The sequence below is a fragment of the Brevibacterium marinum genome (assembly GCF_011927955.1).
Classification (GTDB): Bacteria; Actinomycetota; Actinomycetes; order Actinomycetales; family Brevibacteriaceae; genus Brevibacterium; species Brevibacterium marinum.
Window position 1 is genome coordinate 2,608,170 of the sequence record NZ_JAATJN010000001.1, and the last position, 11,516, is coordinate 2,619,685.

The following is an 11,516-nucleotide window of genomic DNA, read 5'->3' on the forward strand; positions in this document are numbered from 1 at the left end:
CACCGGCATCGGTGACGAGCCTCGCTTTCACCGCAGGCGTCTCCTCGGCGCACCGAACAGGCCGATGTCAGGAGATTCCGAGGAGCTTCCCGCTCTTCGACAGCTCCGGATCGGTGCAGGAGGACAGGTCGAAGCAGCAGGGGCGCCGCTTGCCAGACTCCAGCTTCGAAATCGCGACCTCGACCCGCCGAGCGCGGGTATCCGCATTCTTCGTCGCCCTGATCCATCGCACCCACTCCCACCGCGCCATCGGCGTCAGTCCGGCCCACACATCGGTGAGTTCGGGCGCATCGTCGAGGGCAGCGCCGAAGTCGGCGGGTATCGAGGTCTCCGGCCAGTCCTTCGTGGGCGTCAGCGTGACGCTCACCGTCTCGTCAGCCGTTGCTCGCAGCTGATCGACGAGTTCGTCGCTGACGTTGATCCAGTGTCCGCGCATGCCGTCGGGTTCGACGACTGTGGTGAAGTCGACCCCGTTCGCATGCGCCCGGGCGGCGACCTGCCCCCGGGAGGGCAGGTCGGCACTGGCATCGGCCGGCAGGCGCAGCAGCGGCCTGTCGTTGATGACCTCCAGCTGTGTGGAGAATTCGATCGGCGTCACTGTGGCCTTGTTCGTGTTCATGCTCACCAGCATAGCCTGCGGGCACCGGAGCGACTTCTCGATTCCTGATGGATCGCTGGCTCCGATCCCCGATTGCTCATCCCAGTCGGCGCCCGACCCAATCGGGAACCTCACGGCGAACCCGCTCGATGCGCTTTATCACCTCGTCGGGGAACGGGGCGGTCGAGCCCTCTGTCTGATCCACATGGAGCGCGATGATCTCCTCGGTGGAGACAAGCGTGCCGTCGACGCGCATCTCATAGGCGAGGTGCACTTTCTTCGACCCGGCCGACACGAGCTTCGGTGCGACCTCGAGGACGGCCCCGAGCGGAACCTCGTCGAGATAGCGGATATGGGACTCGACAGTGTAGAGCGACGACTTGTTCGCACGGCGACAGTCCTCATCGAGACCGATCCGGTCCATCACCTGATCGGTCGCGAAACCGAAGACGAGGACGTAGAAGGCCTCGGACATGTGACCGTTGTAGTCGATCCAGTCATCGATGACCTCGGTGCGAAATACATCGAGTTCGATCGGAGCCGTCGACGTATCGGTGTTCCCCGTCGTCTGGGGCACCGCTGTCTGTGCTCGGCCGAGTTCGGCCGTGAGCCGGCGCAGGGCGATGATGCCGGCATCCCGTCCGGCGATGAGATCGGGGATCGTCATGTCGCCGCTGGCGGCATCGCAGCCGGCGACGACGTCATCACGCAGACTCTGCGTCAGCTCCGGCGCGTCGAGGCGGGTCCAGGGAGATTTCAGAGACGGCCCGAAGTGGTCGAGCATGTGGGCCATGCCGCCCTCGCCGCCGGCCAGATGGAAGGTCAGCATCGGTCCCTGGAAGGGCCAGCGCAGGCCGGGGCCGTCGGTGATGGAACGGTCGATCTGCTCCACCGTCGCCTCGCCCTGATCGATCATGTGCAGCGCCTCGCGCCACTGGGCCTCCTGGAGCCGGTTGGCGATGAACCCCGGAACCTCTCGATCCATTCGGATGACGGATTTGCCGATGCGTGTGTAGAAATCGGCTGCCCAGTCGACGGCTTCAACGGTGGTGGCTTCGCCGCCGACGACTTCGACGAGCGGAATGAGATAAGGAGGATTGAAGGGATGGCCGACGACGAGGCGCTCGGGATGCTGCGCCTCGACCGCCATTTCGGTCATGCTGTAGCCGGACGTCGACGATCCGATGACCACATTTTCCTCGCACACGGCGTCGATTCGAGCCAGCAGGTCGCGCTTGAGTTCGAGGTTCTCCGGTGCCGATTCCTGGACGAAGCCGGTCCCGGCCACCGCCTCGGCGAGATCGGTGTGCACGGTCCATGCGCTTTTGTCGGCTCCCTCGACCATGTCGAGTTCGGCCAGGGCCGGCCATGCGGCATCGATGAGACGGGACAGCTTCTCGCCCGCGTCGGGTGCAGGGTCCCACACCCTGACCCTGAATCCCTGTGCGAGGAAGAAGGCGGCCCAGCCGCCGCCGATCGTTCCGGCTCCGATGCAGGTGACCGTCGTGATCGACCCGATGTCGGGGTAGGTCGGTGCGGTGGCGTTCACAGATCGCCTCCGGTCACGGTCGGCGCCTGCACACGAAGATCGAGGATGTTGCGGGCCTCGTCCGGTGTCGCGACCTCTGCCCCGAGACCCTCGATGACGTCGACCGCACGCCCGGTCAGTGATTCGTTGGTGGCTTTGACACCCTTGGACAGGTACAGGTTGTCCTCGAGACCGACCCTGGCGTGTCCACCGGCGAGGACGGACTGCGCCACCCAGGGGAGCTGATTGCGGCCGATTGCGAACGATGTGAACTGGGCACCGGCGGGCAGCATGTTCACCATCGCCGTCAGGAGCCCCACATCGACCGGCGCCCCGTAGGGAACGCCCATGCACAGCTGGTAGAGCGGCGGGGGATCGATGAGTCCCTCTTCGACGAGGACATTGGCGAACCACAGATTCCCGGTGTCGAAGATCTCGAGCTCGGGTCGGACGCCCAGCGTCTGGATCTTCTTCGAGCCTTCGCGCAGCATATCGGGAGTGGACACGTAGACGTTCGAACCGTCCCCGAAGTTCAGCGATCCACAGTCGAGGGTGCAGATTTCGGGGACCAGCTCTTCGACGTGTGGAAGACGCTCGAGGGCATTGACGAGATCGGTGCCGGGCATATGGGTGGTCGGATCCTGCGGGTCGATGACGAGGTCGCCGCCCATCCCGGCAGTGAGGTTGATGACGGGGTCGACATCCGAGGCGCGGATGAGCCGCACGACCTCCCGGTAGTGGGCGACCTCACGCGAACCCTGCTTGGTCTCGAGATCGCGGACATGGATGTGCACGACAGAGGCCCCGGCACGAGCGGCCGCGATCGCATCGCCGGCGATCTCGGCCGGTGTGACCGGCACGTGTTCGCTCTTGTTCGCCGTATCGCCGGCGCCGGTGACGGCGCAGGTGAGAATGACCTTGCGATTCATTATGACTCCTCATCAGGATTGGGTGTGAATATTGCGCGTTTGAGGTAATTGGAGAGCCGGCGTCGGAAGGTCGCGGCATCCATGATCCCGGTCAGCACCTTGACCCCGAGGCCGTCGAGCAGGGAGGTCAGCTCATCGGCCATCGCCCCGCTGTCACCGCGCCGGAACGCGCCCTCGGCCTGGCCGGCTTCGATCGTCGAACGCACGGTCTGCGACCAGCGATCGTAGTTTGCGGGGTAGTCGGAGGCGTGAGGATCCTCGAGGGCGAGCCTGCTCCATGTCTGGAGCCAGATCGACCACTCGCTGCGTGTGGTGCGTCCGATGGGTGACTGCAGCTCGAGCAGCCGTTGGAGTCTGCTGCGCGGGCTGCGGACCGCGTCGAGCCAAGCGATCTGACGGTCGAAGGCGAGCTTGACCGAGTAGTCGAGAGTGGCGTCGAAGAGCTCGGACTTGCCGTCGAAGTGATAGTGGATGCTCGCGCTCGACACGCCGGCGGCCTCGGCGATGTCCGCGATCCGCACGGTGTCGTAGCCGTGGCGGGCAAACAGGTCCCACGCGGTTTCGACGATGAGTCTGCGGGGCGAGGAATCCAGGGAAGCACCCGCACGCTGTCGGGATTCCGGACGCAGGTTCGCGGGTGTCACCGACACCTCTGACTCGTCGCCGAGGAGCCACCTGACCGTGGCCCCCGTCGCGGTGGCCAGACCCAGCAGCTCCTCGGCGGCGAACCTGCGGCGGCCGGACAGGGACTTCGAGAGCTTCGTCTCGTCGATCCCGATGTTCGCGGCCACCTGCCGCTGGGAGAGTCCGCTGCCGCGCAGGGCCTGTCTGGCACGCTGCGCCGTGAGCTCGGCTCTGGTGCTGTCCGTCATGGCGTCCAATCTATCCCTTATATGCGCGTATCGCAAATAAGATTGATTGTTAATCAATAGTTGCGAGTGGCTCCGACCGGCCGGTTCCCCGACAGAGGCGAATGCAGCGGTGGGGTGGTGGGGACACCTGCTGCGGATTTCGTCGTCACCGACTCCCGGTCGAGCGGATATTCTCGAAGGGTTGAACCATCCGCCATTCGTTCCACACCGGAGGGACCCATGAACGACGATCTCCATTCCCGCATGCACGTCGTCTCGGACGAGACCCGCAACTTGGTCAACCTCGTCCTCGACTACTCACGCCGACGCACCTTGGCCGTTGACACCCCGCTCGACCACCCGACGACGGAATCCGAGCTCAAGCGCTTGGCGGGTCCGACCATCACCGAGGAGGGCGTCGGCTCGTCGCGTGCCCTGGCGATCTTCGAACACATCTTCGCCCCCGCCTGCATCACCACGGACCACCCGAAGTACCTGTCCTTCATCCCGAGCGCGCCGACGAAGGCCGCAGTGGCCTTCGACCTGGTGGTCTCGGCCAGCGCGCTCTATGGAGGCTCCTGGCTCGAGGGTGCGGGCGTCGTCCATGCTGAGAACGAAGTCCTGGCCTGGCTGGCCGGAGAATTCGGACTGCCGACAGACGCCGGCGGTGTCTTCGTCCAGGGCGGGACGGTCGGCAACCTCTCCGCCCTGGTCGCGGCCCGGAACGCCCAGAAGGCGAAGCTCGGGGACGCGAAGCCGGGTCGCTGGGTCATCGTGTGCAGCGCCGAAGCCCACTCGTCGGTCGCCTCGGCGGCTGAAGTGATGGATGTCGATGTTGCGCCCGTGCCCACCGGCGACGACGGGATTCTGCGCCCCGACGGCGTTCGTGCGGCTCTGGACGAGCACGGTGAGGCCGTCATCGCGGTCGTTGCGACCTCGGGAACGACGAACTTCGGCACGATCGACGACATCGCCGGGATCGCAACGCTCAAGGAGGAGTACGACTTCTGGCTCCACATCGACGGCGCATACGGCCTGGCCGCGATGCTCTCACCGCTGGTCCGGCACAAGTTCGCCGGAGTCGAGTCCGCCGACTCGGTCATCGTCGATCCGCACAAGTGGCTCTTCGCGCCCTTCGACGCCTGCGCCCTCATCTATCGTGCCCCCACACTGGGGAGGCGAGCGCACACGCAGCGCGCAGAATACCTCGACACACTCACCGACTCCCAGGAGTGGAGCCCATCGGACTACGCCATCCAGCTCACGCGCCGGCCTCGGGGTCTTCCCCTGTGGTATTCGCTGGCCAGTTATGGGGCGGAGACCTACCGCGAGGCGATCGGGAACTCGATCGATCTGGCCATGCAGATCGGGACCGAGATCAAGAGACGGCCGAATCTGCGCTTGGTCCGCGAACCCGAGCTCTCGGTCGTCGTCTTCGAACGCGACGGCTGGGACCGCGAGGACTACCAGCAGTGGTCGGATCGCCTGCTCGAGGACCAGCGTGCCTTCGTCGTGCCCAGCTCCCACCAGGGCCGGCCCAATGCTCGATTCGCGATCGTCAACCCGCTCACGACCTTCGAGGACCTCGTCGACATTCTCGACACCATGGAGTGAGAGCGTCGGTTCTCGGCTGTTGTCGGATACGCGCCTGATCGGGGTGCGCGCCGGGCTGATCGGATACGCGCCGGCCTCATCGGGGTGCGCGGATCAGCTGTGCGGTTTCGGCCTGAGCTCGACGGTGAAGGCAGGCAGGAGGAGCTGTGTGATCGGTCCGATGCTCACCGCGTAGAGGGCCGTACCGAGGCCGAAGACTCCTCCGAGCAGCCAGCCCACGATGACGACACCGACCTCGATGAGCGTGCGGACCAGCCGGATCGACCGCCCGGTCACCCGCGACAGCCCCGTCATCAGTCCGTCGCGGGGGCCGGGCCCGAACTGCGAACCGATGTACATCGCCGAGGCGGCTCCGTTGAGCATGATGCCGCCGAGGAGGAGCGCGATGTTCCACCACAGTTCCTCGGGCCGAGGCAGGAACAGTCGGGTGAGATCGAGGAACGGGCCGATGAGCAGGGCGTTGAGGACGGTCCCGAGTCCGGGCTGCTGCCTCAGCGGTATCCAGATGAGCAGGACGAGGAGCGAGGTGATCGTGACGATGGTGCCGAAGGTCAGCGGCAGGTGCTTGATGATGCCCGAGTGGAGAACGTCCCAGGGCATCATGCCCAGTCCCGAGGTCACGAGCATCGCCATCGATGCGCCGAAGAGGTAGAGGCCGAGGATCAGCTGCGGCAGCCGCCGGGGGAGGCGACCGCTCTTGAGCTGCTGGATCGGACCGATATTCGCGAGTTCGCGCTTCGGTGCTGGTGTCGATGACATCGTTGGACTTTCGGTTCGTGCGGGCTGATCTCACCATCATGTCTCGAACTGGCCTTGTATTAAAGAGCCAATTGGAAGAAAGTGGTCGTTATGAGCACAGCCCTGAACTCGACGGTGATGAGCGGGACCAGACTGGCGGGCGTCATCGGCACTGGCCCCTGGCCCGGTCCCGCCTACGAGTCCCTGACGACCGCGATGTCGCGTGCCATCGCCGACGGGCGCATCCCGGTCGGCGTTCGTCTGCCCAGCGAAAGGGAGGTCGCCTCTGCCACCGGCCTGTCCCGGACCACGACCACTCGGGCGTTCTCGAAGCTGCGCGAGCAGGGCTTCGTCCTCACCCGACGCGGTTCGGGCAGCGTGGTCCGACTGCCGGAGGTTCCCGGCGGCCGCATCGACCATCTGCTGACGCCTGCGGATGCGGACGAGACCGAGATCGACCTCACCTGCACCGCCTCAACGGCACCTCCCCGGCTGCTGGGTGCCTACGATCGCGCGGTCGCGAAGGTCCACGCCTATCTGCCGGGCACCGGCTACTACCCATCGGGCCTGCCGGTGCTCAAAGAACTCATCGCCGAACGCTACACTGCTCGCGGCGTCCGAACCGATCCGGACCAGATCCTCATCACCTCGGGTGCCTTCGGCGCTGTGGCCATTGCCGTGCGGGCACTCATCGAGGGACGCGGGCGCGTCCCACTCATCGAGGGACGCGGGCGCGTTCTCGTCGAGAGCCCGACCTATCCGAATGCGATCGCGACCCTCGAAGGCGCGGGGGCCTCACTGATTTCCTACCCCCTCGAGCTCGACGACCACGGCCACCACTGGGACATCGAGACCATGGGGCACATCGCCGCTCAGGCCCACGCGCGCTCGGCCTATCTCATCCCCGACTTCCACAATCCCACGGGGGCCCTCCTGCCCGAGGAGCAGAGGCCCGAACTCGGTGCCATGCTCAGACGCAACCGTGTGGTGGCGATCTTCGACGAGTCCCTGGCCGAACTCGGTCTCGACGGCGACCCCACACCGACACCGATGGCGGCCTTCGTGCCCGATTCGATCACAGTGGGAAGCACGAGCAAGATCTTCTGGGGAGGGCTCCGCGTCGGGTGGATGCGGATTCCGAGTCATCGCATCGACCAGGTGGCGGCGACGAGGCTGTGCTTGGACCTCGGTGCTCCGGTTCTCGAGCAGCTCGTCGCCGTCGAGCTCATGCATGAGCACGACATGATCGTCGGCGAGTATCGGACGAGGCTGCGGGCGGCCAGGGACAGCCTTGCCCAGCAGGTGCGCACCCATCTCCCGTCGTGGCAGGTCGACGTGCCACGGGGCGGAATGGCCCTGTGGTGCCGACTGCCCGAGGACCGTTCGGCGGCCCTGGCCATCGCTGCGCGGCGGCACGGGCTCAGCCTGGTCTCGGGCCCCAACTTCGCCCCTGCCGGGGGACTGGACCGGTGGATCCGCCTGCCCTACACGGTCCCCGAGGCGCAAATGGACGAGGTCGGGCCCCGCCTGGCCGCGGCCTGGGATGAGGCCCTGAGCTTCAGCGGTCGGATCCCGCCCGGACGCGCACGAATCGTCGCCTGATCAGGTCTGAGTACCATGAGGATATGGATGCACGTGAGGGACTCAACCACGACGGACAGTACTCGACGGCGTCGACCGCGGAGGAATTCAGGCTCAACATCGCCGAGGTGCAGCGACGCATCGCCTCGGCGGCTGCGCGAGCGGGCCGGGACCCCGGCGAGATCGAACTGCTGCCCGTGAGCAAGACCGTGGCCCAGGAGCGGATCCGCGAAGCGGTTGCCGCCGGCTGTCACAGGCTGGGCGAGAACAAGGTGCAGGAGGCCTTCCGGAAGTCGGATGAGATGTCCGATCTCGACATCGAGTGGGCGGTGATCGGTCATCTGCAGTCGAACAAGGCCCGCGACGTTGCGAAGTTCGCCTCCGAGTTCCAAGCCCTCGACCGTCTCAAGGTGGCGGCCGCGCTCGAGCGGCGGCTGGAAGCGGAAGGACGCGAGCTCGACGTCTACGTGCAGGTCAACACCTCCGGTGAGGATTCCAAGTTCGGAATGCCGCCGGAAGAGCTGCCCGACTTCCTCAGGCGGCTCCCGCAGTTCTCGAGGCTGAACGTGCGGGGCCTGATGACCCTCGCGGTGTTCTCCTCCGACATCGAACGCGTCCGCACCTGCTTCCAGCGCCTGCGGACACTGCGTGACCGGGCACGCGAGGCCGATCCGGACCTCGTGGGCGCAGGGCGCCTGTCGATGGGCATGTCCGGTGACTTCGAGGTCGCCGTAGAGGAAGGCGCCGACTGTGTGCGCGTGGGTCAGGCCATCTTCGGCAGGAGAGCACTGCCCGACAGCTACTATTGGCCGGAGAACGACTGAGCGACGGCCCCACACAGCGATGTCCGAAAACCGCTGGCAATGCAGCGTGGCCGGGCGCAGAATGGTCGTATGCTCACTACGGATCAGTGTTACCAGGCGGTGGCGGGGCGTGACAGACGGTTCGACGGAATGTTCTTCACCGCGGTGCACTCGACAGGCATCTTCTGCCGGCCCTCGTGCCCGGCCAGGACTCCTCTGCGCAAGAACGTCGATTTCTACCGGACTGCGGCCGCGGCGGCGGAGGCAGGATTCCGGGCCTGCAAGAGGTGCCGGCCCGATGCCAGCCCGAACTCTCCGGAGTGGGACATCCGGGCCGACGTCACCGCGCGGGCGGTGAGGCTCATCCGCGACGGCCTCGTCGACCGCGAGGGGATCCCGGGTCTCGCCTCGGCGCTGGGATACAGTCCACGACAGCTGGGACGGGTGTTGCGGGCCGAACTGGGGGTGAGCCCGCTCGCGATCGCCCGCACGGAACGCGTGCGCACCGCTCGCACCCTCGTCGAATCGACGACCATGAGCATGAGTGAGATCGCCTTCGCCGCAGGTTTCTCGAGCATCCGCCAGTTCAACGAGTCCTTCCGCGACGTCTATGAGTCGAGTCCGAGACACCTGCGCACCGGCCGCATCTCTGCCAACACCACTGACAGCATCGTCGTCCGCCTGGCCTATCGTCCTCCTCTCGACCTGTCCCACCTGTTCGCCTATCTCGGCGTTCGCGCGATCTCCGGCGTCGAAGACGTCGGAGCCGCTCACTACACGCGCTCACTGCGCCTGGCCCACGGGCCGGCCGTCGTCTCCCTCACGCCGGGGCCCGGGGACTTCATCGAATGCAGACTCCGGCTGGCCGATACCCGTGACCTGGGCAGTGCGGTGTCCCGATCCCGACGAATCCTCGATCTCGACGCGGATCCAGTCGCCGTGAACTCGACCCTCACGGCGGCGGGGCTGTCGACACTGACCGACAGTTTCCCCGGCATCCGCTCGCCCGGAACCGGCGACCCCGTCGAACTGGCGATCCGCACCGTCCTGGGACAGCAGATCTCGGTCAGTGCGGCACGCACGCACCTGAACCGGCTCGTGGACGGGTTCGGCGAGGAGCTGCCCGCGCAGCTGCGGGTCGGCTCCGTCGACCGAGTCTTTCCCACGGCAGCCGCAATCGCAGACGTGCCCGAGGCGGACTGGTCACTGCCGACCCGCAGGATCGAGACCATCCGCTCCGTGGCGACGCGGCTCGCGGAGGGTTCGATCGATCTCGGTCCCGGCGGCGACAGGCAGGCCGCCGGCGAAGCCCTGCTCGCCATCGCCGGGATCGGGCCATGGAGCCTCGGGTACATACGGATGCGGGCACTCGGAGATCCCGACATCCACCTCGGCTCGGATCTCGGAGTCGCAAAGGCGTTGCGGTCCCTCCACGGTTCGGGTGAGGGCAGCAACGACTGGTCGCGGCAGCTGGAACACTGCCGACCGTGGAGATCCTATGTCACACACCTGCTGTGGGCCCATCATGCCCGGACACGCCACCGGCGCCAGCAGGACCGAGCGCAAACTCAGACGCACGAAGGACACAACGAGACACGGAGAACACCATGCCCTTGACATCGATCCGGCCGACAGCGGCCGCGCTGAGGCACACGAGCATCGACTCGGCCCTCGGGAAGATCCTGCTGACCTCCGACGGTGAACACCTGAGCGGGTTGTACCTCGACGACTTCGACCACATCCTCGACCGGTTGGCGACCAGGACCGGAGTCGAGACGGTCGCCGACGACGGATTGGATCTGTTCGCGACAGCGGGGGAGCAGATCGCCGAGTACTTCGCGGGCACCCGTCGGACCTTCGATCTCCCCTTGGCTCCGCATGGAACCGACTTCCAGCGGCAGGTATGGCAGGCACTGACGACGATTCCCTATGGCGCTACCGCCGGATACGCCGAACTCGCTGCCTGGATCGACCGACCGACAGCGGCACGGGCGGTGGGCGCGGCCAACGGCAGGAATCCGATCAGCATCATCGTCCCCTGCCACCGTGTGATCGGGGCCGATGGGGCACTGACCGGCTATGCCTGGGGAGAGGAGAAGAAGCGCTTCCTGCTCGACCTCGAGGCCGACACGGCAAAGGGCCCGAACTCAGAAGACTGAGTCCGGGCCCTTCAGGCGGTGGAGGTAAGGGGATTCGAACCCCTGACCTTCTCCATGCCATGGAGACGCGCTACCAACTGCGCCATACCCCCGCGTGCTGAAACAATATTACCCAGATGCACTCGTGACGACAAATCGGCAGACAGTGACCCTGACCACAGTCGGGACCCACGCGCGTGAGCGGGCTCGGGACCCACGCGCGTGAAGCCGACAACGGCCGGGGCCGGGGACGGTCCCGGCCGTTGTCGGCGGTTGGGCCCGATGCCATCAGATCATCGGCCGCACGCGGTAGAGGTACTTCGCGACGTCGCGGTTGCGCTGCTCCTGCACCCACTCGTCGCGTGCAAGCTCGCGCAGCTTCGCCCTGCGGCGTCTCTGTGCGGAGAACCGTCGGTCTTCGGCGGTGACCGCGGGGCGGCGGGCCCACCGGACGAGCCGCAGTCCGGCGGACAGGGCCACTCGCCGTGGATATGTGAATGGAAATGTTGCGGACAAAGCGATTCCTCAATGTTTTCAGGCAGGGAGTATCCCCGAATGTCGATATGACGAAATGATCGATATCAAAGAGCGTTGCGACGACTCGATGATTCGAATGAATGTGGCTTTCCGGAAATGAACTCAAACATTCTTGCGACCGGCCGCTTCCGACTGTGGATGGGTCAATGCAGCGGAGGCGCCGAGGCGCGGACAGAACGGGTTGAGCGACTCATGACGT

General features: G+C 66.0%; 11 protein-coding genes and 1 tRNA gene. 5 read left to right on the forward strand and 7 right to left on the reverse strand.

The window, feature by feature from the left end:
- Nucleotides 1-67: 67 nt before the first annotated feature.
- The 4 genes from BKA07_RS11500 to BKA07_RS11515 all read right to left on the reverse strand — a co-directional run bounded on the left by BKA07_RS11500 (nt 68) and on the right by BKA07_RS11515 (nt 3,927).
- Nucleotides 68-619: a YdeI/OmpD-associated family protein gene (locus BKA07_RS11500; RefSeq protein WP_167951006.1), complete on the reverse strand. Its 552-nt coding sequence runs from the start codon at nt 617-619 to the stop codon at nt 68-70.
- 76 nt (nt 620-695) lie between these two features.
- Nucleotides 696-2,147: a 3-hydroxyacyl-CoA dehydrogenase NAD-binding domain-containing protein gene (locus BKA07_RS19810; RefSeq protein ID WP_342449040.1), complete on the reverse strand. Its 1,452-nt coding sequence runs from the start codon at nt 2,145-2,147 to the stop codon at nt 696-698.
- Nucleotides 2,144-3,055, reverse strand: a complete 912-nt coding sequence (locus tag BKA07_RS11510) for a beta-keto acid cleavage family enzyme (RefSeq protein WP_167951007.1) — start codon at nt 3,053-3,055, stop codon at nt 2,144-2,146. The genes BKA07_RS19810 and BKA07_RS11510 overlap by 4 nt, the downstream gene beginning before the upstream one ends.
- On the reverse strand, nt 3,055-3,927 hold the full coding sequence (locus BKA07_RS11515) for a TetR family transcriptional regulator C-terminal domain-containing protein (protein ID WP_167951008.1): 873 nt from the start codon (nt 3,925-3,927) through the stop codon (nt 3,055-3,057). Before BKA07_RS11515 ends, BKA07_RS11510 begins: the two co-directional genes overlap by 1 nt.
- Nucleotides 3,928-4,146: 219 nt before the next feature.
- Between BKA07_RS11515 and BKA07_RS11520 the strand changes: the two genes are divergently transcribed.
- Nucleotides 4,147-5,520: a pyridoxal phosphate-dependent decarboxylase family protein gene (locus tag BKA07_RS11520; RefSeq protein WP_167951009.1), complete on the forward strand. Its 1,374-nt coding sequence runs from the start codon at nt 4,147-4,149 to the stop codon at nt 5,518-5,520.
- A 93-nt stretch (nt 5,521-5,613) separates the two neighbouring features.
- Here BKA07_RS11520 and yczE read toward each other — a convergent pair whose 3' ends face one another.
- Nucleotides 5,614-6,279, reverse strand: a complete 666-nt coding sequence (gene yczE / locus BKA07_RS11525) for a membrane protein YczE (protein WP_167951010.1) — start codon at nt 6,277-6,279, stop codon at nt 5,614-5,616.
- 90 nt (nt 6,280-6,369) lie between these two features.
- Here yczE and yczR point away from each other — a divergent pair, with 90 nt between their 5' ends.
- The 4 genes from yczR (at nt 6,370) to BKA07_RS11545 (ending at nt 10,801) form a co-directional block, all read left to right on the forward strand.
- Complete coding sequence (gene yczR, locus BKA07_RS11530; RefSeq protein WP_245161929.1) at nt 6,370-7,860, forward strand: MocR-like transcription factor YczR; 1,491 nt, start codon at nt 6,370-6,372, stop codon at nt 7,858-7,860.
- 23 nt (nt 7,861-7,883) lie between these two features.
- Nucleotides 7,884-8,663 carry a YggS family pyridoxal phosphate-dependent enzyme gene (locus tag BKA07_RS11535; RefSeq protein ID WP_167951011.1) on the forward strand — a complete coding sequence of 260 codons (780 nt, stop codon included), beginning with the start codon at nt 7,884-7,886 and terminating at the stop codon, nt 8,661-8,663.
- A gap of 69 nt (nt 8,664-8,732) precedes the next feature.
- Nucleotides 8,733-10,259 (forward strand): Ada metal-binding domain-containing protein, encoded by a 1,527-nt coding sequence (locus tag BKA07_RS11540; RefSeq protein ID WP_167951012.1) that lies wholly within the window; start codon nt 8,733-8,735, stop codon nt 10,257-10,259.
- The gene (locus tag BKA07_RS11545) at nt 10,250-10,801 is read left to right on the forward strand and encodes a methylated-DNA--[protein]-cysteine S-methyltransferase (RefSeq protein WP_167951013.1); all 552 of its coding nucleotides are present in this window, start codon (nt 10,250-10,252) and stop codon (nt 10,799-10,801) included. Before BKA07_RS11540 ends, BKA07_RS11545 begins: the two co-directional genes overlap by 10 nt.
- 19 nt (nt 10,802-10,820) lie before the next feature.
- Here BKA07_RS11545 and BKA07_RS11550 read toward each other — a convergent pair.
- Nucleotides 10,821-10,893: transfer RNA gene (locus BKA07_RS11550), tRNA-Ala, on the reverse strand.
- Between the two features lie 175 nt (nt 10,894-11,068).
- Entirely contained in the window at nt 11,069-11,296 is a 228-nt protein-coding gene (locus BKA07_RS11555; RefSeq protein WP_167951014.1) for a hypothetical protein, read from the reverse strand.
- Between the last annotated feature and the right edge of the window lie 220 nt (nt 11,297-11,516).